At 64.6% G+C, this 23,441-nt stretch carries 23 protein-coding genes; 8 read left to right on the forward strand and 15 right to left on the reverse strand.

Annotated features, from left to right (window positions below):
• The first annotated feature begins 48 nt into the window (after positions 1 to 48).
• From H3221_RS06960 to H3221_RS06970, 3 genes are all read left to right on the forward strand, one after another.
• Complete coding sequence (locus tag H3221_RS06960) at positions 49 to 1,131, forward strand: BMP family ABC transporter substrate-binding protein (protein ID WP_196473532.1); 1,083 nt, start codon at positions 49 to 51, stop codon at positions 1,129 to 1,131.
• A gap of 186 nt (positions 1,132 to 1,317) precedes the next feature.
• A complete protein-coding gene (locus H3221_RS06965; RefSeq protein ID WP_196473531.1) occupies positions 1,318 to 2,277 on the forward strand; it encodes a 2-oxoglutarate and iron-dependent oxygenase domain-containing protein in 960 nt (319 codons plus the stop codon).
• Positions 2,278 to 2,600: 323 nt separating this feature from the next.
• On the forward strand, positions 2,601 to 3,548 hold the full coding sequence (locus H3221_RS06970) for an adenosine deaminase (RefSeq protein ID WP_196473530.1): 948 nt from the start codon (positions 2,601 to 2,603) through the stop codon (positions 3,546 to 3,548).
• A gap of 75 nt (positions 3,549 to 3,623) precedes the next feature.
• Here the strand turns inward: H3221_RS06970 and H3221_RS06975 are convergent, their stop codons facing one another.
• The 13 genes from H3221_RS06975 to H3221_RS07035 all read right to left on the reverse strand — a co-directional run bounded on the left by H3221_RS06975 (position 3,624) and on the right by H3221_RS07035 (position 17,294).
• Positions 3,624 to 4,160 (reverse strand): cytochrome b/b6 domain-containing protein, encoded by a 537-nt coding sequence (locus H3221_RS06975; protein ID WP_196473529.1) that lies wholly within the window; start codon positions 4,158 to 4,160, stop codon positions 3,624 to 3,626.
• Positions 4,160 to 4,426, reverse strand: coding sequence for a PepSY domain-containing protein (locus H3221_RS06980; protein ID WP_196473528.1), 267 nt, complete (start codon positions 4,424 to 4,426; stop codon positions 4,160 to 4,162). The genes H3221_RS06975 and H3221_RS06980 overlap by 1 nt, the downstream gene beginning before the upstream one ends.
• Positions 4,427 to 4,638: 212 nt before the next feature.
• Positions 4,639 to 6,726 carry a TonB-dependent copper receptor gene (locus tag H3221_RS06985; RefSeq protein WP_196473527.1) on the reverse strand — a complete coding sequence of 696 codons (2,088 nt, stop codon included), beginning with the start codon at positions 6,724 to 6,726 and terminating at the stop codon, positions 4,639 to 4,641.
• A 62-nt stretch (positions 6,727 to 6,788) separates the two neighbouring features.
• Entirely contained in the window at positions 6,789 to 7,163 is a 375-nt protein-coding gene (locus tag H3221_RS06990) for a DUF2946 domain-containing protein (protein ID WP_196473526.1), read from the reverse strand.
• Positions 7,163 to 7,657, reverse strand: coding sequence for a copper chaperone PCu(A)C (locus H3221_RS06995; RefSeq protein ID WP_196473525.1), 495 nt, complete (start codon positions 7,655 to 7,657; stop codon positions 7,163 to 7,165). Before H3221_RS06995 ends, H3221_RS06990 begins: the two co-directional genes overlap by 1 nt.
• Positions 7,658 to 7,735: 78 nt before the next feature.
• Positions 7,736 to 9,145 carry a PepSY-associated TM helix domain-containing protein gene (locus tag H3221_RS07000; RefSeq protein ID WP_196473524.1) on the reverse strand — a complete coding sequence of 470 codons (1,410 nt, stop codon included), beginning with the start codon at positions 9,143 to 9,145 and terminating at the stop codon, positions 7,736 to 7,738.
• Positions 9,146 to 9,226: 81 nt separating this feature from the next.
• Positions 9,227 to 9,613: a DUF2946 domain-containing protein gene (locus H3221_RS07005; protein WP_196473523.1), complete on the reverse strand. Its 387-nt coding sequence runs from the start codon at positions 9,611 to 9,613 to the stop codon at positions 9,227 to 9,229.
• Between the two features lie 165 nt (positions 9,614 to 9,778).
• On the reverse strand, positions 9,779 to 11,038 hold the full coding sequence (locus H3221_RS07010; RefSeq protein WP_196473522.1) for an NAD(P)/FAD-dependent oxidoreductase: 1,260 nt from the start codon (positions 11,036 to 11,038) through the stop codon (positions 9,779 to 9,781).
• A 3-nt stretch (positions 11,039 to 11,041) separates the two neighbouring features.
• Positions 11,042 to 12,619 (reverse strand): aldehyde dehydrogenase (NADP(+)), encoded by a 1,578-nt coding sequence (locus H3221_RS07015; protein WP_196473521.1) that lies wholly within the window; start codon positions 12,617 to 12,619, stop codon positions 11,042 to 11,044.
• Between the two features lie 62 nt (positions 12,620 to 12,681).
• Entirely contained in the window at positions 12,682 to 13,629 is a 948-nt protein-coding gene (locus tag H3221_RS07020) for a dihydrodipicolinate synthase family protein (protein WP_196473520.1), read from the reverse strand.
• A 45-nt stretch (positions 13,630 to 13,674) separates the two neighbouring features.
• Positions 13,675 to 14,601 (reverse strand): 4-hydroxyproline epimerase, encoded by a 927-nt coding sequence (locus tag H3221_RS07025; RefSeq protein WP_196473519.1) that lies wholly within the window; start codon positions 14,599 to 14,601, stop codon positions 13,675 to 13,677.
• 11 nt (positions 14,602 to 14,612) lie between these two features.
• Positions 14,613 to 15,644 carry an Ldh family oxidoreductase gene (locus tag H3221_RS07030; RefSeq protein WP_196473518.1) on the reverse strand — a complete coding sequence of 344 codons (1,032 nt, stop codon included), beginning with the start codon at positions 15,642 to 15,644 and terminating at the stop codon, positions 14,613 to 14,615.
• 27 nt (positions 15,645 to 15,671) lie between these two features.
• Positions 15,672 to 17,294, reverse strand: coding sequence for an APC family permease (locus H3221_RS07035; protein WP_196473517.1), 1,623 nt, complete (start codon positions 17,292 to 17,294; stop codon positions 15,672 to 15,674).
• A gap of 297 nt (positions 17,295 to 17,591) precedes the next feature.
• Here H3221_RS07035 and H3221_RS07040 point away from each other — a divergent pair, with 297 nt between their 5' ends.
• Positions 17,592 to 18,371 carry an AraC family transcriptional regulator gene (locus H3221_RS07040; protein WP_196473516.1) on the forward strand — a complete coding sequence of 260 codons (780 nt, stop codon included), beginning with the start codon at positions 17,592 to 17,594 and terminating at the stop codon, positions 18,369 to 18,371.
• 97 nt (positions 18,372 to 18,468) lie between these two features.
• Here the strand turns inward: H3221_RS07040 and H3221_RS07045 are convergent, their stop codons facing one another.
• On the reverse strand, positions 18,469 to 19,398 hold the full coding sequence (locus H3221_RS07045; RefSeq protein ID WP_196473515.1) for a LysR family transcriptional regulator: 930 nt from the start codon (positions 19,396 to 19,398) through the stop codon (positions 18,469 to 18,471).
• A gap of 105 nt (positions 19,399 to 19,503) precedes the next feature.
• Between H3221_RS07045 and H3221_RS07050 the strand changes: the two genes are divergently transcribed.
• From H3221_RS07050 to H3221_RS07060, 3 genes are all read left to right on the forward strand, one after another.
• On the forward strand, positions 19,504 to 19,797 hold the full coding sequence (locus tag H3221_RS07050) for a putative quinol monooxygenase (protein ID WP_196473514.1): 294 nt from the start codon (positions 19,504 to 19,506) through the stop codon (positions 19,795 to 19,797).
• A gap of 22 nt (positions 19,798 to 19,819) precedes the next feature.
• Positions 19,820 to 20,836, forward strand: coding sequence for a zinc-binding alcohol dehydrogenase family protein (locus H3221_RS07055; protein WP_196473513.1), 1,017 nt, complete (start codon positions 19,820 to 19,822; stop codon positions 20,834 to 20,836).
• 351 nt (positions 20,837 to 21,187) lie between these two features.
• Positions 21,188 to 21,370, forward strand: a complete 183-nt coding sequence (locus H3221_RS07060; protein WP_196473512.1) for a hypothetical protein — start codon at positions 21,188 to 21,190, stop codon at positions 21,368 to 21,370.
• 82 nt (positions 21,371 to 21,452) lie between these two features.
• Here H3221_RS07060 and H3221_RS07065 read toward each other — a convergent pair whose 3' ends face one another.
• A complete protein-coding gene (locus tag H3221_RS07065; RefSeq protein ID WP_196473511.1) occupies positions 21,453 to 22,109 on the reverse strand; it encodes a TetR family transcriptional regulator in 657 nt (218 codons plus the stop codon).
• A gap of 180 nt (positions 22,110 to 22,289) precedes the next feature.
• Between H3221_RS07065 and H3221_RS07070 the strand changes: the two genes are divergently transcribed.
• Complete coding sequence (locus H3221_RS07070; RefSeq protein WP_196473510.1) at positions 22,290 to 23,438, forward strand: efflux RND transporter periplasmic adaptor subunit; 1,149 nt, start codon at positions 22,290 to 22,292, stop codon at positions 23,436 to 23,438.
• Positions 23,439 to 23,441: the final 3 nt, after the last annotated feature.

The following is a 23,441-nucleotide window of genomic DNA, read 5'->3' on the forward strand; positions in this document are numbered from 1 at the left end:
CAGCCAACCAACGGCCATCCCAACACCAAGACTGGAGCTGTACCCACCATGCACAAGAAGAGCAAGAAACCGCTGCTGCGCACCCTCGTCGCCGCCCTGGGCTTTGGCACCATGCTCAGCGCGTCCGCCGCCGACCCGCTGAAGGTCGGCTTCGTCTACATCGGCCCCATCGGCGACCATGGCTGGACTTACCAGCATGAACAAGGCCGGCAGATGCTGATCAAGGAAATGGGCGACAAGGTCACCACCAGCTTCGTCGAGAACGTACCGGAGGGTGCCGACGCCGAGCGGGTGATCCGCAACATGGCCAAGGGCGGCTTCGACCTGATCTTCACCACCTCCTTCGGCTACATGAACCCGACCATCAAGGTGGCCAAGCAATTCCCCAAGGTCACCTTCGAGCACGCCACCGGCTACAAGCAGGACAAGAACGTCGGCACCTACCTGTCGCGCTCCTATGAAGGTCGCTACGTCGGCGGCTTCCTCGCGGCGAAGATGACCAAGACCAAGAAGGTCGGCTACGTCGCCTCCTTCCCGATCCCCGAGGTGATCCGCGATATCAACGCCATCCAGTTGGCGCTGGACAAGTACAACCCAGGCACCGAGATCAAAGTGGTGTGGGTCAACACCTGGTTCGATCCGGGCAAGGAGTCCGACGCTGCCAATGCGCTGATCGACCAGGGCGTGGACGTGATGTTCCAGCACACCGACAGCCCGGCGCCGATCCAGACCGCCGAGCGCCGTGGCATCTACTCCGTCGGCTACGCCTCGGACATGGCCCACTTCGGGCCGAAAGCCGTGCTCACGTCGATCGTCAACGACTGGGGCCCGCACTACGTGAAATCCACCCAGGCGGTGATCGACGGCACCTGGAAATCCGAAGATTTCTGGGGCGGCCTGGCCGAAGACACCCTCTCACTGCCGATCAGCGACCTGGTGCCGGCTGATGTGAAGAGCGAGGCCGAGCAGATCATCGCCGACATTCGCAGCGGCAAGTTCCACCCCTTCACCGGCCCGATCAAGGATCAGAGCGGCGCGGTGCGCATCGCCGAAGGCGTGAGCGCGACCAACGCCGAACTGGCCTCGATGAATTACTACGTGGAAAACGTGAAGGCCGAAATACCGAAGTAAGTGGCTGGCGGGTTGCACCCACCCTACATGCGATCGTAGGGCAGGTGAAACCCGCCGCCTTGCAATTACCGATGCCGTCCCTGCTTGTCTCAGCAGAACCGCATCACCGTGGCGCCGGTCTTCGGCGCCACGTACCGCTGCCCTGGGTACGAGAAGACTCGCAGCAACGCCCACCCGAGGCTCAACATGAACGCATTACCCATCATCGACATCGCCCCTCTCTACACAGACGACGCGTCGGCCTGGCCTGCCGTAGCCGAGCGGATCGACCGCGCCTGCCGCGACTGGGGCTTCTTCTACATCATCGGCCACCCAATCGGCAGGGAGCGCATCGACGCCCTGCTCATTGCGGCGAAGCGCTTCTTCGCCCTGCCCGCCGAGGAAAAACTCAAGATCGATATCACCCGGACCACCCACCACCGTGGCTACGGGGCGATTGCCACCGAGCAGCTCGACCCGAACAAGCCGAGCGACCTCAAGGAAACCTTCGACATGGGTTTCCACATGCCCGCCGATCACCCCGAGGTGCTGGCCGGCAAACCGCTGCGCGGGCCGAATCGTCACCCCGACATACCCGGCTGGTCCGCGCTTATGGAACAGCATTACAGCGACATGCACGAGCTGGCCAAGACCCTGCTGCGGGCCATGACCATGGCCCTGGACATCGAGCACGACTTCTTCGACGTACGCTTCCACGAGCCGATCAGCGTATTGCGCCTGATCCACTATCCGCCGCGTCACACCGCCAGCTCGGCCTCCCAGCAAGGCGCCGGCGCGCATACCGATTACGGCTGCATCACCCTGCTCTACCAGGATGATGCCGGTGGCCTGCAGGTGCGCGCGCGCGGTGGCGAGTGGATCGACGCGCCGCCGATTGCCGGCAGCTTCGTGGTCAACATCGGCGACATGATGGCGCGCTGGAGCAACGACCGTTACACCTCCACGCCGCATCGGGTGATCAGCCCGCTGGGGGTGGATCGCTACTCCATGCCGTTCTTCGCCGAACCGCATCCCGACACGCTGATCGACTGCCTGCCGAACTGTTCCAGCGCAGGCAACCCGGCCAAGTATTCGCCTGTGACCAGCGCCGAGTACCTGCTGTCGCGCTTCGCCGACACCTATGCCTACCGGCGTGAGGAGGCATAGCAGGCTGTTGAAAAACTACCTGCGTTGCCATTGCTGCGTTAAAACAGGCTCAAAATGCTCATTTACAACTCGTAAACTGCGCTTTTACGCCTGTTTTTGCCTTGCACTGGCTGCCTCGCCTACGTTATTCAACGGCCTGATAGGGCTGACTGCCACGTAGGGTGGATGACGCTTTTTTCATCCACCGCTTCAGCATCGGAGCCTGCAAATCGGTGGACATGAAAAGCGGTGTCCACCCTACGCAGCGGGCTAGGCGACGCAGCACGATCATGTCCCAGCGGTTAAACTTTGCCGATTCCCAAGCCTGACAACGAGAACCGAACATGCCCGAATGGCTGAATGCCCTGCCCAAGGCTGAACTGCACCTGCATCTGGAGGGTTCGCTGGAGCCTGAGCTGCTGTTCTCCCTGGCCGAACGCAACCAGATCACCCTGCCCTGGGCCGATGTCGAGACCCTGCGCGCAGCCTACGCCTTCAACAACCTGCAGGAATTTCTCGACCTGTATTACGCTGGCGCCAACGTGCTGCGCACCGAGCAGGACTTCTATGACCTGACCTGGGCCTATCTGCAACGCTGCAAGGCGCAGAACGTCATCCACGTCGAGCCCTTCTTCGACCCGCAGACCCACACAGACCGTGGCATTCCCTTCGAGGTGGTGCTGCGCGGTATTCAGCAGGCGCTGCTCGACGGCGAGAAGCAACTGGGCATCAGCCACGGCCTGATCCTCAGCTTCCTGCGTCATCTACCCGAAGAAGAAGCCTTCAAGACCCTGGAGCAGGCCATGCCGTTCCGCGATGCCTTCATCGGCGTCGGCCTCGACAGTTCGGAGAAGGGCTTCCCGCCCCGGCTGTTCGAGCGGGTGTTCGCCAAGGCACGTAGCGAAGGCCTGCACGCGGTGGCGCACGCTGGCGAGGAAGGCCCACCCGAATACATCTGGGAGGCGCTGGACCTGCTCAAGATCAAGCGCATCGACCATGGTGTGCGCGCCATCGAGGATGAACGCCTGATGCAGCGCATCATCGACGAGCAGATCCCGCTGACCGTCTGTCCGCTGTCGAACATCAAGCTCTGCGTGTTCGAGCACATGGGCCAGCACAACATCCTCGAGATGCTCGAGCGCGGCGTTAAGGTGACGGTGAACTCGGACGATCCAGCCTACTTCGGCGGCTACGTCGGCGAGAACTTCGCCGCCCTGCACGAACACCTGGGCATGACCGAAGACCAGGCCAGGCGTCTGGCGCAGAACAGCCTGGACGCGCGACTGGTCTGAGCAAGAGCGTCGCGGCTGAAGCCCCTCCCACGGTGCCCATGAGTTGTGGGAGGGGCTTCAGCCGCGACTGTGGTATCAGTGTTCCGAGAGCGTGCGCCGCTTGCCAGTCACCATCGACAGCGGCAGGTTCTCGCGCAACCGATAGCTCTCGAACAACGCCGCGGCGATATGCAGGCCGACCAGCGCCATCAGGCCGTTGGCACAGAATTCATGGATCTGCAGCGGCAGGTCCGCCCCCCAGAAATAATCGACCTCCTCCATCAGAAAGCCGGTCACACCCAGGCCAAGCATCAGCGTCATCATCAGGAGCATCACCAGCGCGCCCAGCGGCGAATGCCCCAGGCGGTGATATGGCTGCCCGGAAACCAGTGCGCGCAGGTGCTCGCTCAAACGCGCACGGCTCGGCCAGAAATCCGCCCAGCGCGCCGCCGGCGTACCGACGAAGCCCCATACCAGACGAATCGCCAGCCAGGCCACAGCGTAATAGCCGAGCCAGCGATGCCAGCTCTCGCCCTCTTCGGTGAAGAAGTAGTTGGCCAGGAAAGCGCCGGCCAAGGACCAGTGGAACAAGCGCACCACTGGGTCCCACAAGCGCGTGGTCGGTGCGCTCATCAGCTTTCCACGTCACTCTTGACGGCGTTACCGCTGACCGGGTCGAAGTAGATCTCGACCTTCTTGCCGTCCTTGTTGAAACCGTAGATTTCGTAGCAGTTGCCGTCAGTGACCTTGAACTTGTTGATCTCGTAGCCCTGGGCCTTGAGGCCGGCCTGGAACTTGTCCTGATCCTGCCACTGAGCCTTGTCGGCGGTGGTGCATTCGGTGGCGGCGAAGGTCAGCGGGCTGGCCAGAGCCAGGGATAGCAGAAGCAGTTTGCGCATGGTGGAGTCCTCTTCGATGCAGGGGAAAGTATGTCTGCGGGGAGTACTCTGGCGCCTGAACCTTAAGACTCTCTTAGCGCATGCAAATCAGTAGCCCGGATGCGATCCGGGGAGGTCGGCAGGGAAACTCCCGGATTGCATCCGGGCTACGACCCAGGGAGGGACTGGGGCCCTGCCAGTCGCGGCTGAAGCCCCTCCCACAATCAAGCGCCTTAGAAGTCGAAATCGACCTTGGCCCAGAGGGTGCGGCCCGGCTCGTCGATGCGGGTCTCAGCCGGGAAGCCGAAGCCGGCGTCGCCGGCCAGGTTGAGGTGCTCGGCGTAGCGCTTGTCGAGCAGGTTATCCACACCGGCGCTGAGCTTGACCTGCTGGCTGACGCGGTAGGCGCCATTGAGCGAGAGCACGCCGAAGCCGGCGCTGTCGTCGAGGTCCTGTCCCACCACATTGCCCCGCCCTTCGGCGATGCGCCCCTGGCCGTCGACCACGCGCCACAGCGCACCGACACTCCAGTCGTCGCGCTGGTAGGTCAGGCCCAGGCGCGCTTCCAGCGGCGGCATCTGCGGTAGCGCCTCACCGTCGCTGCTGTTCTTGCCCCAGGCGTAGGCCAGGGTCGCGTCGGCCTTCCAGTTGGAATCGAAGGCGTAAGCCATACCCAACTCGCCGCCCATGATGCGCGCATCGACGTTGTCGACACGGGTGCTCATGCCACGGTAGTCGAACAGGATGTAGTCGCGGATCTGCCCGGCATAGGCGGAGGCCCAGGCCTGCAGCGTGTCGTCCTGATACTGGATGCCGATATCGAGCTGGGTGGTCTTCTCCGGCTCGATTCCAGCGAAGGCGTTGTCCGCGCCGGCCGGGCCATTGAGACCAGCGGAGAACAGCTCCCAGTAATCGGGGAAGCGCTGCACGTGGCCGATGCCGGCATAGACGGTGGTCGGCGAGCCGGACAGATCGTGCTCGTAGCGCACGAAACCGCTGGGCAGGGTCTCGGCGCGCGTCTGGTCCGCCGTCGGATTGGGCCGCGACATGCCCATCATGCTGCTAAAACGCTGCCGGTAATCCCTGGCAGAAGCGCGATCCAGGCGTGCGCCGGAGATCAGCCGATCACGCTCGGCGAGACTCCAGACGGCCTCGGCGAACACGCCGTAATTGTGCATCAGCGCATCCTTGTTCCACGGATAGCGATCGGCGTCCGTGTAGCCGTTCATCATGCTGTAGCTGGAGCGGCGACCACGGTGCTCACTGCGCTGAGCGTCAACGCCGGTGATCAGCTCGACGTCGTCCCACTTCCAGGTCGCAGCCAGGCGTGCGCCCAGGGTACGACGGTCGACCTGCGAAGCCATGGGCCCGGCCATCATGCTGCTCGGGTCCGGCACGCGCAGGCGGAAGTTGTCCATGATGTGGTCGGCGTAGTTGTAGTAGACCTTGGCCTCGACCTTATCCAGCACACCGCCGAGGTTGCTGCGCTCGATGCGTAGGCCGAGACTTTCGCGCTTGAACTGGGTGCCGTCCATGCCACGACCACCGTAGCGCGCCTCGCCATCGCCACGGCCGGCGCTGAATTCGATCAGGGTATCGGCATCCGGCGTCCAGCCCAGGGCCACGTCACCGTTCCACTTGTCCCAGCGCGAGGCGATGGTGTCGCCGTCACCGTTGTCGTAATCATCCGACTGCGAGCGGTTGCCCATCACCCGCAGATAGCCCTGTTCGCTGCCGACGGCGCCATCGATCAGGCGGTCGAAGCGGCCATTGGAGCCGGCCAGTACACTGGCATGCAGGCGCGTGCCCTGCTCACCGAAACGTTCCGGCTCGCGGTCGAAGCGCACCACCCCAGCCGAAGCGCCCGGCCCCCAGATCACGGTTTGCGGCCCCTTGGTGACGGTCAGCAGATCGTAGGTTTCCGGCGAAATGTAGGAACTGGGCGCGTCCATCCTGCCCGGGCAGGCGCCGATCATCTGCCCGCCATCGGTGAGCAGCAGCAGGCGCGAGCCGAACAGGCCGCGCAACACCGGATCGCTGTTGCTGCCGCCGCTGCGAATCGCGGAGAAACCGGGAATGGTCTTCAGATAATCCGCCGCATCGCTGGCCGGCACCGGCTGACGCGGGTCCTTGGGATTGGCCACAACGGTCAGCGGCGAGCTTTGCTGGATCGCCGTGATCACACTGGGTGGCAGTTCGTGCACAGGCGCCTCGGCAGCCTGCAGAGCCGGGATGGAACACAGGCCGCAGGCGACAGCCAAGGCGGACAGGGGAAAACGAGGGCGCACGGAAGCAGCGCCCGAAACGAAGGAAACGGACATGCGAATACCTGATAAGTCGATTGGCGGAGAGGCCTGGTCATTGCCTCATGGGAAGGGTGACTTCAGGCGCGCATCGGCGGTGCGCGTGACAACGCGTGTGGGAAATGAGCGCGAGGCAGTGGCTGTGTCGGCTGCACGCTGCCCGTTTGCTGAAGCGGCCCCTGCCACCTTGCAACCGACAAGCTGTCGTCGGCCAGCGCCGGGCAGTGGGAGAACAACGAACAGTAGCCGCAGGCATCCGCCTGCAGCACCGGCTCGCTCCTGTCGAACGAGGCCGGCACGCTGCCCGAACCGTCATGACAGCCAAGCTCGCTCAGCCAGCGCCAGTCAGCCGGCTCGGCACGCAGTTGCGACGCCAGGGGCGCCAGCACGATAAGGACGAACGCCAGCAGCCCAAGCTGGGCGGCGAACGTGCGCCTGCGCGCCGTGAACAGCATCAGTGCTGGTGCTTGCCGTGGTCGTGAGCGTCGCCATGATCATGGCCCGCCGGCGCGTCTTTCTGCACGGCGACCTCGACCTCGACAGCACCGGTCTTCTCGAAGGTCAGGGTCAGCGGGAAGCGCTCACCGTCCTTGGCCTGCTGCTTCAGGTTGAACAGCATGACGTGATAGCCCATGGGCTCGAACTTCACCTCGCCACCTGCGGGGATGGCCACGTCCTGCACCTGCTGCATTTTCATTACGCCACCTGCATGCACATGCTCGTGCAACTCGGCCTTGCCGGCTACCGGGGTGCTCACGGCGAGCAGGCGATCCGCTTCGCTGCCCTTGTTGTGGATGACGAAGTAGGCGGCGGCAGTCGGCGCCACCGGCGGCATCTCGCGCGACCAGGGATGGTCGATATGCAGTTGGCCGGCTTCGTACTCGTGGGCTTGAGCGAACAGCGCCGGCAGCAACAGCGTCAGGCCGAGCAGGGTTTTCTTCAGGGTCATGGTATTACCTCCGGGTTTGAAATCGAATCATGGGTCGCGCCTATGAGGTCTTGCGACGATGGAACTGTTCACTTTCACTCATGCCAGCGGCCGGGTCGCTGGCCGCAGCTGGCGAAAGCGCGAGAGTAGCCCGTCAAGAGCGAAGACCAGTAACAGCGAAGCACCGACCAGCGGGAAGATCACGCCGAGCACGATCATCACGCCGATGGCGGTCTTCCAGCGCGGCAGGTCGTGGCGCAGCGGCGGCACACCGAAGCGTCCGGCAGGGCGGCGCTTCCACCACAGCACCAAGCCACTGACGGAGCTGAAGATGATCAGCATGCAGATCGCCGCCATCAGCAGTTGGTTGGCCAGGCCGAACAGCTTGCCTTCATGCAGCATCACACCGGTTTCCACGGTTTTCGCCACTGGGCCGTAGTCCTTCCAGCGCACGTCGGCGAGTACCGCACCGCTGTATTGATCGAAATGCAGCGTGGCGTCGTTACGTGGGTCGTCAGCGAACAACGCCACGGTATAAACGCCCTGCTCGCCTTTCGGCAGACTGATGCTGTAGCCGGGCTGAACACCGCGCTCGGCGGCGCTGTCGACCACATGCTGCAGCAGGCTGGTGGAGGCCGCTGCGGCCTGATGCCCGGCATGGCCGTGATGCGCGGCATGCGGGTCGGACGCTGGCAGCGGCGTGACTTCCACCGCCCAGGCCACGGTTTGCTGGCTGCTGCTGTTGAGGCTTCCGGTCAGTTGCCCGGACTTGGGCACGTCATCCCACATCGCGGCGGGAAAGTGGTTCCAGGCGCCGGCGAACTGCGCGCCCCAGTAGCCCGTCCAGGTCATGCCGGTGAGCAGCATGAACAGCAGCAACGCGCTGCCCCAGAAGCCGGTCACCGCATGCAGGTCGCGCCACCACAGGCGCCCTCGCGCGCTCAGGCGTGGCCACAGCACACCCGCCCAACTGCTGCCGCGCGGCCACCACAGGTACATCCCGGACACCACCAGCACGATGCCCCAGCCAGCGGCCAGTTCGATCAGCCGGTCGCCGACGGTACCGATCAGCAGATCACCGTGCAGCTTGCGCACCACCGCCTGCAGGTTCCACAGCGCATCCTGGCTGCCAAGGAGGCTACCGCTGTAGGGATCGACGAACAGGTTCAACACCTGGCCGTTCTGATCGATCACGAACTGCGCACTGCGATCCGCCGCAGCGGGCGGCAGATATTGGCTGACCACTGCCTGCGGGTAGGCTTCACGGACGATGGCCAGTTGTTGATCGGCGCTGAGGCGCTGCTCGGCGACCGGTACGTGCATCAGCTCGGCGTACATCCAGACGTCGAGCTGCGGTTTGAACAGGTAGATGATCCCGGTGATCGACAGCAGGATCATGAACGGGATGACGAACAGCCCGGCATAGAAGTGCCAGCGCCAGGCCAGGTTGTAGAACGAGGACGCCGCACGCTCACGGGCGGGTGCGGTGCAATCGGGGGAAGACGCCATGGAGCTTTCTCCAGCCTGCCGCAGTCATGGACACAGGGCGAGGCATTCGCATGATAGGGACGCCCTGAACGGGCGGACGGATCAGGCGAGAAAAGGAGAAGCGCGGGGGTTGGCAGGAGGCCAGCGATAGCGGGCCAGACGGGGGATATGCAGAGCCGCCAGCGGGCGTATGCGCTCGGCAACCAGCAGCCCCAGCAAGCCGAAGAAGGCGGCGAGAATGATCGCGCTGAACAGGCTGGCCAGCGCACAGTTGGAACCGGTAGCCGGGTTCGGCGCGACGATGCCGGAGCCATCGAGGTCGGCGCCAGCACCGAAATTGCCATCGAAGGAGCAGTACTGGCCATCCAGGCCACTGAGCTGCATACCGGCCATCTGGCCGTGGCTGATCGCACAGACGAACGCACCGAACAGGATGCTGAAGTACAGCACCCAGGCGGTCAGTGAGCGGTCTTTGCGAGCCAGTTTCATGGGGCGCGACTCTAAACAGAGGATGTCAGCACGACACTGCGGTGCGTTGCCGCAGGCCTTGAGTGCAAGAGTCTAGCAAAGCAATGGGGGGCGGACTGATCCGCGTTCAACATGATCGGGCCGGCACCGACCGGCCCGTGATCGTGATACCCGAGCCATCGCCAGCTAGCCGGCGAAGCGCCCCAGCCGATAGGCCGCAAGCTCCGGCAAGGCTTGCCCCCGAACCAGCTCGGCAATGTATTCGGCGGTGATGGCAGCCTGCGTCAGGCCCAGGTGCTGATGGCCAAAGGCGAGCAGTACGCGTCCCTGTTCGACCTGATCGATGACCGGCAGCGAATCCGGCAACGAAGGCCGCATGCCCATCCACGGGCTGGCGCCCTCGAGGTTCAACTCATCGCGAAACAGCCCCTCGCTCAGACGCTGCAACTGCCAGGCACGGGCCATGTTCGCAGGCTTGTTGAGCCCGGCGAACTCCACGGTGCCCGCCAGGCGCAGGCCGTCCTGCATGGGCGTCATGATGAAGCGGCGCTCGAAGGAGGTGAGGGCGAAGGGTAAGCGTCCCTGCTCCCGGGGCAACATCAGGTGATAGCCGCGCTCGGTATCCAACGGCACCCGCCTGCCGGTGAGGCGCGCGGTGAGTGCGGCCGAGTGGGCACCACAGGCCAGCAACACCTGGCGCGCGCGCAGTACGCCGCCGTCGAAGCGCAGCGCAACGCCGCCCGGCAACAGGTGCCCGTCCACCACCCGGCGTTGATGGAACACCACGCCCAGTGCTTGAGCGGCGTGAGCCAGTTCAGCCACCACCCGGTAGGGGTCGATGAAGTGCCCGGTGGCGGGAAAGAACAACCCACCGCGCAGGCCATCGCTGAGTGTGGGCAGCGCCGCGCGCACGGCTTGCGCGTCCCAGTAGTCGACCGGGACACCCTGCGCCGTCATGCGCGCCTGCAGAGCCTGCAGCGCCGGGCGCGATTGCTCGTGCTCATAGGCCAGCAGCGAGCCGTCCTCACGCAACAGCTCTGGCCGACCGATAGCCTGCAAGGTGCGCCGCCAGGCGCTCAGACTGGCTTCGTTGAGCCCGCGCAGCCCGGCCACGGTGCGCGCGAACGGCGCGGCCCGCAGATTGAGCAGCAGGCGCAGAAACCAGGGCGTGGCGCGCGGCAGATAGGTCCAGTCCAGACGCAGCGGCCCCATCGGGTCGAGGAGCATGGCGGGCAGACGCTTGAGGATGGAGAAGTCGGCAATCGGAAACACCTGCTCGGTGGCCAGGTGCCCGGCATTGCCGAACGAGGCGCCTTGTCCGATGCCATCCGGATCGAAGACCTGCACCCGCAGCCCCTGACGCGCCAGTTGCAAGGCGCAGGCGACCCCGATGATACCGGCGCCGACCACGGCCACATCGACATCGACCGCCAAGTGATCGCTCATCGATCAGACCTCCCGCTCGCCGTCGATCAGTCGCCGCAACCCCAGCGGATTGGCGTCGCGCAGGGCCAACGGCAGCAGCCCATCCGGGAAACCCTGCAGGCACACCGGCCGCAGGAAGCGACGAATGGAGGCCGTGCCCACCGAGGTGGAACGCGCATCCGAGGTGGCCGGGAACGGCCCGCCATGAACCATGGCATCACACACTTCCACACCTGTCGGCCAGGCATTGACCAGCACCCGACCGGCCTTGAGCTCCAGCGCCGGCAACAGGGCATGAGCGGCGTCGAAGTCGGCAGCGTCCAGTTGCAAGGTGGCCGTGAGCTGGCCTTCGAGCGCGTCGAGGAGATGGCGAACCTGCGCCACGTCGTCGTACTGCACCAGCAGCGCCGCCGCGCCGAAGACCTCGGTATGCAGAGCCTGATCGGCGAGGAAGGCCTCGGCGTCCGTGATGAACACCTGCGCCTGGCAGCGGTTCGGCCCGTCTCCCGGCAAGCCGCTGGCGACCTTCGTCACCTGAGGGTGTGCAGCCAGCGCCTCGACACCGGCGCTGAATGCCTGATGGATACCCGGCGTAAGCATCACCTGTGCCGGACACTGCCTGAGCTGTTCGGCCACCGTCACGAGAAACCTATCCAATGCCGCTCCGCGCGGGGCAAGCAGCAGGCCCGGATTGGTGCAGAACTGACCTGCCCCTAACGTCAGCGAAGCGACGAAACCCTGAGCCAGTTCCTCACCGCGCGCCTCAAGCGCGGCCGGAAACAGCAGCACCGGGTTGATCGAACTCATCTCGGCGTAAACCGGGATCGGCTCGGGTCGGGACTGGGCCGCCTGGCACAGGGCAAGACCGCCACCGCGCGAACCGGTGAAGCCGACCGCCTTGATACGCGGATCACCGACCAGGCCGAGGCCGACCTCACGCCCGGCACCGAACAGCAGCGAAAACACACCCTCGGGCAGACCGCAGCGCGCCACCGCCTGACGCACCGCCTGGCCGACCAGCTCACTGGTGCCGGGGTGAGCGCCGTGGGCCTTGACCACCGCGGGACAGCCCGCCGCCAACGCCGAGGCGGTGTCGCCACCGGCCACGGAGAACGCCAGGGGGAAGTTGCTCGCGCCGAACACCGCCACCGGCCCCAGTGGCACCTGGCGCTGGCGCAAGTCGGGTCGCGGCAGGGGTTGACGTTGGGGTTGCGCGCGGTCGATACGCACGTCCAGCCACTCACCCGCGCGCAGGGTGCGGGCGAAGGTACGCAGTTGCTGACAGGTACGCGCACGCTCGCCCTGCAGGCGCGCCTGGGGCAGGCCGGTCTCGGCCATGGCCCGCTCGATCAGCGCCTCGCCCAGGGCTTCGATGGACTCGGCAATGGCCTCCAGAAAGGCCGCACGGGCTGACGGCGTGGTCTCTCGGTAGTCATCGAAGGCGGCCCAGGCCAGGGCGCACGCCTGCTCCACCTGCGTGCGAGAGGCGCCGTGGTAGGCCGGATCGAGGAGCTGGTCGGTGGCGGGATCGATGGCGTGAAACACGCTGCCGACGCCGGACACGGCCGCGCCGCCGATCAGCATCTTGCCTGTAAGAGTCATGGTGCATCCTTAGCGTTACGGGGTTGGCCCCGCCGTACCGATGGCTGGCGGGGCGGGCGAACTCACGCGAGGTTGTGTTCGGCGGTCCAGGTGGCATACCACTGGCGGAACAGGCTGTACTGCTGCTCGGCATAGCGGCGCTGGGAATCGCTGAGGGCATCGCTCTCGTTGAAGTGCAGGCGGTACTCGCGGTCGCCGTTGAGCACCATCAGGTACTTGTAGAACAGCACCAGGTCGCAGCCTTCGTCGAAGGACGAGAGCACCTCCAGCGCAGCACTCAGCTCCAGGGCCAGGCGCCGCGCGCGGGCATCACCGCTGGCAGCCTGACGGCTCAGAGCGACCAGTTGCAGGACTTCACGAGGCAGCACGTTACCGATGCCGGTGATGGTGCCGGTGGCGTTGCAGTTGACGTAACCGTGGAACACCTGGGTATCGACACCGGCCATGAGAATCACGTCGTCATCGCGGGAGGTGATGTGCTCGGCGGCATAGCGCATGTCGGCCGCGCCACCGAACTCCTTGAAGCCGATCAGGTTGCGGTGCTGCCCACGCAATTCGAAGAACAGATCAGCGCGGGTGGAAAAACTGTAATACGGGCTGTTGTAGATGACCGAAGGCAGCTCCGGCGCCGCCTGCAGCACGGCACTGAAGTGCGCCTTCTGCGCAGCCGGCGAAGCCGCACGGGAGAGCAGGCGCGGAATCACCATCAGCCCGTGGGCACCCACCCTGGCCGCGTGGGCCGCGTGCGACACCGCCTCACGGGTATTCACCGCCCCCGTGCCGACGATGGTGGGCACGCCAGCCTGCACCAGACGCGCCACCCCCTCCTGACGCTGCGCTTCGCTGAGCAGCGGCCAGTCACCCATGGAGCCGCAATAGACCACGGCGCTCATACCGGCCTGGATCAGTTCGCGGCCCTTGGCAACCAGGGCATCGTAGTCGGGTTGACGCGTCTCGGTGCAGGGCGTCATGAGGGCGGGAATGCAGCCACGGAAGATATCGATATTCATTGCTGTCGCTCCTTGAGCAGGGATTGAGAATGGGCCGAAGGGGGCTCAGATGCCCCAGGCGAAGGGGTCCTGCTCATCGATGAGCAGGGTGTTGGCGGCGGTCAGATGGGCGCGCCCCGTAATGAAGGGACGAATGCGCTCGCCCTCCCATTGGTAACGCGCCTCGAAGCGACTGCCGGTGATGCTGGCCTGGACCCAGGTCTGCCCGGCAGCGAGCTTGCCGTCTGCGGCGAGACAGGCGAGCTTGGCGCTGGTTCCAGTGCCGCAGGGCGAACGGTCATAAGCCTTGCCGGGGCACATGACGAAGTTGCGGCTGTGCGCTTCATCGTCCTCGGCGAACAACTCGATATGGTCGATAGGTGCGCCGTCCTCGCCACCGATGCCCTGTGCCTCCAGGGCCTGCAACAGCGCCCAGGTGTATGCGCTGAGGGCGTCGACGTTGTCCAGGTGCAGGGTCTGGCCGTGGTCGTTGACCAGGAAGAACCAGTTGCCGCCCCAGGCGATGTCGCCGTGGACCACGCCGTGTCCCGGCACGTCCACCGGCACCTGACGGCGATAGCGATAGGCCGGCACGTTGCCGAGGGTGACACTGCCGTCCTCGTGCAGCATGGCGCTGACGGTGCCCACCGGTGTGTCGATGCGGTGCTCGCCGGGCGCCATCAGGCCCAGGTACTGCAAGGACGCCACCAGGCCGATGGTGCCGTGGCCGCACATGCCGAGGTAACCGGCGTTGTTGAAGAAGATCACCCCGCAGGTTGCGCCGGGCGAAACCGGCGGACGGTACAACGCGCCCACCAGCACGTCATTGCCGCGCGGCTCCAGCAGACAGGCACGGCGCCAGCGGTCGTGCTGCTTGCGCAAGCTGTCGCGCTGCTCGGCCAGGGTGCTGCCGGCCAGCTCGGGAAAGCCGTCTATGACCAGGCGCGTAGGTTCGCCGCCAGTGTGCGAATCGATGACATGGATACGTTTCATGGCAAGGTCCGTCAGATCAGGGAATTAGGCTGATTGATCAGCCGTTGGATATCGTCCAGCAGCACCCGGCTTACCCAGACACCCTCCTGCTGGCTGCGCTGGCGGGCCGCGAATCGCCGCTGTGAGGGCAACCTTGCGCCCTGCCCGGTCATGGCGCTGAACAGGGTCTCGGCGCGCTGCCGTCCGGTTTCCAGTTCGCTGCCCAGAAAACGCGCCGGATCGAACGCCAGCAACAGCTCGCCATGGCATGGCGTCGCTCCGGCACCTGCGTCGAACGCCAGCGACTCGGCACTGGTCAGGTCACCGATCAGTGCCCCGGCCATGAGTTCGATCATCGCCGCCAGGGCCGAGCCCTTGTGACCGCCGAAAGTCTGCATGGCGCCTTCCAGTACAGCGCGGGCATCGGTGCTGGGCTGCCCGTTGGCATCCAGCCCCCAGCCCAGGGGAATCGGCTTGCCCTGGCGCGCATGCAACTCGATGTCGCCTCGGGCGATAGCGCTGGTGGCGAAGTCGAAGACGAAGGGCTCACGGCCCTGGCGTGGCCAGGAAAATGCCAGCGGATTGGTGCCGAACACCCCTTTGCTGCCGCCCTCCGGTGCCACCCAGGCATGACTCGGGGTCATGGCCAGGCCCACCAGTCCCTCGGCGGCAATGGCTTCCACCTCCGGCCACAGCGCGGAGAAGTGGAAACAGTTGCGGATCACCAGCGCCGCAACGCCCAGCTCGCGGGCCTGCTCCAGCAACAGCGGCAGCCCGGTCTGCAACGCCAGCAGCGAGTAACCCCGCTGCGCGTCGACACGGACGATGGCCGGCGCCGGGCGACTCACGCGAGGCTGCGCCAGCGGGTCCACCTTGCCGCAGCGCAGCGAGTGCACGCACACCAGCACGCGGTACAAGCCGTGGGAATGGCACTCATCGCGCTGCCCCTGGGTGATGGTGTCAGCGATGGCGCGGGCGTGATCCTGGCCCATGCCGTTGACGGTCAGGGCACGCAACGCGAGCGCGTGCACCTGATCGAGGCTGAGATTGACGAGATCAGTCATGGCCGTACTCCTTCCGGTCAATGGCGACTAGGCGCGGCTGGGGAACAGCGTCGAGGCAGGCACCACATCGACGTCATCATCCGCCTCGCTTTCGTCCTCGCCGCTCAGGCGAATCAGCTCGGCTGGCACCCCGGTAGCAGCGCCCCAGTGGTAAATGCCCAAGGCACAGAGCGCCACGCTGAGGGTGTCGTAGGGATGAGCGAGCACACCCAGTCCGCCAAAGCTGCCCAACCAGGAAAGCAGCAGCGTCACGGCGTAGAAGCCGATCAGCCAGGCGGACGAGCGCACCTGCTGGGCAAGGCTCAGGTGCTCGGTCGGCACGAAGCGGCGGCACAGCAGGTAGATCACGAACATCGCAATCTGCAGGCTCAACAGCCAGGACACGGTGCCCCAGCCGGACCAGTAGACGATCAGCGCGGCAATCACGAAGGACAGCGGGCCCATCACCGCCAGGCCACGCACACGAAACGGCCGCGGCATGTCCGGCGCATTGCGGCGCAGCGCAGCCACCGTGACCGGCGCGACCGCATAACTCAGTACCAGCGCGGCGGACACCACATTGATCAGCGCTTCCCAGGAGGGGAATGGCAGGGTCCAGAACACCGACAGGGCGAAGGTCAGCCACAGTGCCGGACGCGGAATGCCAGAGGCTTCGTCGATGCGAGTGAATATGCGGAAAAAAGTGCCGGTCTGCGCCCAGCCATAGATCACTCGCGGCGTCGCATTCATGTAGATGTTGCCGCAGCCACTGGGCGAAACCACGGCATCGGCGACCACCAGATAGGCCAGCCAGCCCACCCCGAGTACCAGCGCGATGTCGCGGTATGGCAGGGCGAATTCTTTGGAGATACCGGCCCAGCCGTTGGCCAGCATTTCGGTCGGCACGGCGCCCAGGAACGCGACCTGCAGCAGGACATAGATAGCCGTGGAGAGCAGCACCGAGAGGATCAGCGCGATGGGAATGGTGCGCTGCGGATTCCTGACCTCGCTGGCCACCGAAATGATCGGCGTCAGCCCCAGGTAGGCGAAGATGATGCCGCCGGCCGACACCGCCATCTCGATGCCCGACAGCCCGAACGGCGCGAAGCCCTGTACCTGGAAATTGGCCGGTTTGAAGAAGGTGAAGAGCACACCGATGACCAGCAGTGGCACGATGAATTTGAATACGCTGACCAGGTTGTTGGCGCGGGCGAAGGTTTTCACGCTGCGGTAGTTGAGCCAGAAGAACAGGCACAGCAATGCGAATTGCAGCAGCCAGCCAAGCAGCGTCGGATTACTGCTGCCCGACTGGGTCAGGCTAGGAAACCAGGCCGCTGCATACTGACGTGCCGCCACCACCTCGATCGCCACCAGGCTGGAAAAGGCGATCAGCGTGATGAATCCCATCAGGTAGCCCAGCAGTGGACCATGGGAAAACACGGGGTAGCGCACCACTCCACCGGCACGTGGCAGCGCCGCGCCCAGCTCGCAATAGATGATGCCCAGCAGCAGCACTGCAAAGCCGCCGAGAAACCAGGAGATGATGCCTGCCGGACCGGCAATGGCGGATACATGGCTGGCAGCGAACAGCCAGCCGGAACCGAAGATGGCCCCCAGGCCAATGAAGGTGAGGTCCGTCAGAGACAGTTGTTTCTTGAACTTTCCAGACATGGTGCCGCCCTCTTGTATGTTTTGGATGGGCTGGAGAGAGTCTGCTGCAGTGTCTTGATTCGGAGACGATTCAGGCACCCGCCAGAAGCCGGGCCAAAGGCCTCCCGACATCTGCAGCGGCCATAGATTGGCCCGGCGAAGCGTGCCTGGGCTTGATACTTTTCCCCGGCCACCATGACGAAATCGGCACAACGCGCCCCACCCGTGCGATGTCGCCGAGTGCCTCTCGACAGCAGCCATGGCCGTGGGGCAACCTGCCGGACGGTCGTCAACAGACCCACCGCCGGAGAAAGGAAAATGTCGCGAAACGCGCTCGGTGTCCTGTTCGCGCAGAGCGAGCAGACGCGTCCGAAGAACATGGAAGAGTTACTGGGCAGCGCCAGGTTGCTGCTGCCCATGCTGGATGCGATCCCGAATGCGGTGATCTTCATCAAGGACACCCGGGCGCGCTACCTGCTGGCCAACCGCACCCTGGTTCAGCGCTGCGGGCTGAAGGACCTGCGCCCCCTGCTGGGCAAGACCAGTGCCGAGGTCTTCCCCGCCCAGCTCGGCCCCGGCTACACCGAGCAGGATCGCTGTGTTCTGCAACAAGGCCAGATGCTGGAAGACCAGTTGGAGCTGCATCTCTACGGCAGCCGCGAACCTGGCTGGTGCCTGACGCACAAGCGCCCGTTGCATGATCGCGACGGGCGCATCATCGGGCTGGTAGGCATCTCCGTGGACCTGCAGTCGGTCAGCGCCAGCCACCCGGCTTACGAGCGCCTGGCCGCCGTGGACGAACACATTCGTCAGCATTTCCACGAAACCATCACCCTGGAAGCCTTGACGCAGATCGCCGGGCTGTCCGTCGCCCAGTTGGAGCGCTACTGCAAACGCGTCTTCCATCTCACGCCCCGACAGATGATCAGCAAGGCCCGACTTGAGCATGCCCATGGTCTGCTGCTGACCGATCTGCCCATCACCGATATCGCCCTGCAATGCGGCTACACCGACCACAGCGCCTTCAGCCGAAAGTTCAAGCAACTCACCGGCTTTACCCCGCAGCAGTACCGGCAGGCAATGGGTAGACACGCATGAAAGCCACTCGCCACTTCGGGGCCGCACTGACTTGCATCAGGCGAACAGTTGCAGGCAGCCGGTTTGTAACGCACCACCACCACCGTGCCTCAGGGCATTATCGCGTCGAGTGCTGACTCCATGGCGCAGCGTCCAGCAAACGCTGGCAGCGTAGTTGCACGAATTCGCGCAGCAGATGCACCGCCTTGCTCAGCTGAGCACGGTGCGCACACACCAGATACAAAGGCGTCGGCTCGCCCAGCCAGTTCGGCAGCAGCACCTGCAGGCGTCCTTCGCGAACGTCTTCGGCGACATCCAGCCAGGACTTGTACACCACACCTCGCCCGGCCACGGCCCAGCGTCGAGTGACATCGGCATCGTCGCAAACCCGGTCGCCCGCGACGTTCATCAGCACTTCGCGTTTGCCGTCCTGAAAGCGCCAGCGATCATGCGCGCGACCATGCAGCATATAGAGCAGGCAGTTGTGCTGATGCAGCTCCTCCACGCTCTGCGGCGAACCGTGCCGGGCGAGGTAGGAAGGTGAAGCGCAGAGCACCCGACGATTGTCCGCTGCCACCGGCAGTGCCACCAGGCTTGAATCCTCCGGTGCGCCGTAGCGCAAGGCGATATCCACCGGCTCACGAAACAGGTCGGTCACCCGGTCTGCCAGCAGCAGGCGCAGTTGCAGTTGCGGATGCTCGCCCTGAAACTCGTCGAGCCAGGGCAACAGCGTGTTACGCCCCAGATCCGAGGGCGCAGAAAGCTGCAATACGCCGCAAATACCCTCCTGACTGCCGACCAGTTGCTGACGTCCCTCCTCCAAGCTCTGCAACGCCAGCCGGGCGTGCACCAGATACAGCTCGCCCTCGGGCGTCAGGCGCAGACTGCGCGTCGAACGCGCCAGCAGGCGCACCTGCAGTTGCTGCTCCAGACGTTTGAGGGCGGCGCTGGCGACCGCTGGCGATACATCCAGCTGGCGCGCCGCAGCGGACAGGCTGCCGGTTTCGGCGGTACGCACGAAGAGTTGCAGGTCGTCGAAACGCAGCATGGCCGCTCACTTTCAAAATAATGATGAAAGAGACTCTATTACCCGCCGCTTTTTCTTGCCACACAAATAAACGAGCATGGCTCCAACACTCCACCGGAGCCAGCCATGACCACTGCTCTCACACCGGTCGCCACCATCAAGGCCCTGCCAGGTCATGCCGAGGCAGTGGCCGCAGGCCTTCAACGCCTGGTCACGGCCACCTGCGCAGAGCCGGGCTGTCTGCAGTATGCGCTGCACCGCAACAAGTTGGACCCGCACCCGTTCGTGATGAACGAACAATGGCGCGACGCGGAGGCATTGGATCAGCATCGCGCAGCGCCGCACTTTCCATATTTCACCAACGCATTCGGCGAGCGGCTTACGGGCATCGATCTGCTATCGCTGCAACCCCTTGCCTGATATCTCACAGAGGACCATTTCCATGAAAGCTGTCGCTTACTACCAATCCCTGCCTGCCGACCATCCCGAAGCACTGCAGGACGTACAGCTGACCGACCCCACTGCGGGCCCGCACGATCTACTGGTCGAGGTTCGGGCCATCTCGGTCAACCCGGTCGATACCAAGATCCGCCTCGGCGTCAAACCGGAGAACGGCGCCGCCAAGGTGCTGGGCTGGGATGCGACCGGCATCGTCAAGGCCGTGGGCAGCGAGGTCAGCCTGTTCCAGCCCGGCGACCGGGTGTTTTACGCCGGAGCCATCGACCGTGCCGGTGCCAACAGCGAACTGCATCTGGTCGATGAACGCATCGTTGGCCATATGCCCAATAGCCTGTCGTTCGCCGAAGCTGCGGCCCTGCCACTGACCGCCATCACCGCCTGGGAACTGCTGTTCGAGCGCCTGCAGGTTGCCGAGGGTTCGACCGATCAGGGCCAGAGTCTGCTGATCGTTGGCGCCGCCGGCGGTGTGGGCTCGATCCTCACCCAACTGGCACGTCGCCTGACCGGCCTGACCGTCATCGGCACCGCCTCGCGCCCGGAAACCCAGGCCTGGGTCCGTGAGCTGGGCGCACATCATGTGATCGATCACAGCAAGCCGCTGAGCGAGGAACTGGCGCGCATTGGCATCGGCCAGGTCACCCATGTCGCCAGCCTCACCCAGACCGACCAGCACTACGCACAGCTGGTCGAATCCCTGGAGCCGCAGGGGCGCCTGGCGCTGATCGACGACCCGCTGCAACCACTGGACGTGATGCAACTCAAGCGCAAGAGCCTGTCACTGCACTGGGAGCTGATGTTCACCCGTTCTCTGTACCAGACCGAAGATATGATCGAGCAGCATCGTCTGCTGGAACGAGTATCCGATCTGGTCGACAGCGGCGTGATCAAGACCACCCTAGGTGAGCACTTCGGCACCATCAATGCCACCAACCTGCGTCGTGCCCATGCGTTGCTGGAGAGTGGCAAGGCCAAGGGCAAGATCGTGCTCGAAGGGTTCTGAGGCGCGATGCGGGGCTGGGTCGCATCTGGTGAGCCGGTGTGGTGGGCTGAAGCGGAATGCCGCCCGGCCCACCCTACAGATTGAATCTCAGCCCTGATTACGATGTCGTAGGGTGCGCTGTGCACACCGAAAAACCGGCTAGCACCTGATGCGCACGGCGCACCCTACCTCTCTGCTTCTGCCGCCTCGCCTGCCCCTGTCACGCTGCCTTCGCGGTACCGCTTATCGCGAAGCGGCCGTCATGCTGATCGGCTATTTGACCCAGATCAGAAAAGGGTCACGCAAGCGGACTATCCTGACGCTCCCCAAGTAGCGGCGACGACTCGCCGCCGCTCCAAGGAGGTGATCAGTATGAAGATTGTCGTCCAAGCACAGAGTCAGGGCGGCGAATGCCTGTGGCAGGTTCGCCTGGATCAACACTGTGTGAGTTTTCGCAGCGAAGCAGAGGCGCACCAGTTCGTCGCCAGGCTGCAGGCACGATTGCGGGCGCCGCACAGCCTGCCTGACTGGCCCGCGCAACGCCAGGCGAGCTGAACTCAGCGCCGACTGCGACGACGTAGGGTGTGCTGTGCGCACCGGAAAACAACGGGCTCGCCCTTGGGGCGCGCGGCGCACCCTACCTCTCGTCAGGCACCTGGCCGCCCGTCATCAGGCGCAACGCCGGACTGCACAGCATGTCCAACGCGGTGTCGACCAGTGCCGGCGCCTGCTGCGCCAGGTCGAAGTTGGGCACCAGCAACCAGTTCGACTCGATGCCTTCCATATAGGCATGCAGACAGACGGCGGCGCGCGCGCAGTCCAGATCGCTCGGCAGCTGGCCCTTGTTGACCGCGTTGCTCAGCGCCTTGGCGATACGCTGATCGCACTCCAGGCTCAGCGCCTGCATGCGCTCGCGCAGACCGAGCAGCTCACCGGTGTATTCGCATTTGTAACGCAGGATGTCATGGATGCGGTGAGTTTGTGGCTCGCAAGCCAGGCGCGTCAGCGCCTTGATCAGCAATTCACGCATGCAGCCCAGTGGGTCCGGCTCGTCCTCGCTCTCGCTGGCACGCGCCAGTTCCTCGAGCGGCAGGCGCAGACGTTCGAGCATCGCCTGAAACAGGTCGATCTTGTTCTCGAAATGCCAATAGATGGCGCCGCGGCTGACGCCGGCTTCTTTCGCCACTTCCGCCAGAGAGGCACGGGAAACGCCCTGGGCATGGAACACCCGCTCGGCGGCATCGAGTATCTGCACTCGCGTCGCCTGCGCTTCCTCTTTGGTTCTTCTGGCCATCTGTCACCTACTGTCGCTTTGCCGTAACCCTTCGGTAAGGAAGGACGGGCGAGAGTATGCAGGCAGCTTTAGGCATTTACAAACATTCACGTACGTAAGTATATTCCTGCATCGATTTTTTCCCCTGCCTTCGTCCCCTTCGCCCCTTGGGCCATGATTCGATAAAAACGAGGTTCTCAGATGCACTCGAAGCCAGCCTTCGCTGTCTTGGTTTCCGCCATCGCCGTGGCAATGCTCAGTCTCACCGGCTGCCAGGAATCCAGCGCCCCACAGACCCAGCAAACCCCGCAAGTCGGAGTGGTCACGCTCGAAGCCAAACCCTTTGCACTGACCAGTGAAGTGCCAGGCCGTACCAGCGCCTATCGCATCGCCGAGGTGCGCCCACAGGTCAACGGCATCATTCAGAAGCGCCTGTTCACCGAAGGCAGCGAGGTCAAGGCGGGTCAGCAGCTGTACCAGATCGACCCAGCCACCTACCAAGCCACGTTCAAGAGCGCCCAGGCTACGCAGCTTTCCGCCAAGTCCCTGGCTGATCGCTACAAACTGCTGGTCGCCGACAAGGCCGTCAGCCAACAGGCCTATGACGAAGCGCGCGCCGCCGCCCTGCAGGCTGACGCCGCACTGGAGCAGGCGCGCATCGACCTGCGCTACACCAGAGTGATGGCGCCGATCAGCGGTCGCATTGGCCGCTCCGCGGTGACCGAAGGTGCGCTGGTCAGCAACGGCCAGGCGAGCGCCATGGCCACCATCCAGCAGCTCGATCCGATCTACGTCGACGTCACCCAGTCGAGCAAGGAACTGCTGCGTCTGCGCCGAGACCTGGCCGATGGTCGCCTGCAGAAAGCCAGCGACAGCGCCGCCAAGGTCGCGCTGAAACTGGAGGACGGCAGCCGCTACGCCCATGAAGGCACCCTGGAATTCTCCGAAGTGGCAGTGGACGAAAGCACCGGCTCGGTGACCCTGCGCGCCGTGTTCCCCAACCCGGACCACCTGCTGCTGCCGGGCATGTTCGTGCATGCCGAGTTGCTCTCCGGGGTCAAGCAGAACGCCATCCTCGCCCCGCAGCAGGGTGTAACGCGCAACCAGCGCGGCGAACCCACGGCGATGGTGGTGGGTGCCGACAACAAGGTTGAACTGCGCGTACTCAAGGCTGATCGCACCGCCGGCAGTGCCTGGCTGGTAGAGGAAGGCCTGAACGAAGGCGACCGCCTGATCACCGAGGGCCTGCAGTTCGTGCAGCCTGGCGCCGAGGTCAAGGCCGTGCCGGCCGGCAACGTCAACACCGAACAGCCTGCCCAAGACGCCGAACAAGCCAGCGGCCAGGACTAACGG

The sequence above is a fragment of the Pseudomonas chaetocerotis genome, assembly GCF_015712105.2.
Taxonomy (GTDB): Bacteria; Pseudomonadota; Gammaproteobacteria; order Pseudomonadales; family Pseudomonadaceae; genus Aquipseudomonas; species Aquipseudomonas chaetocerotis.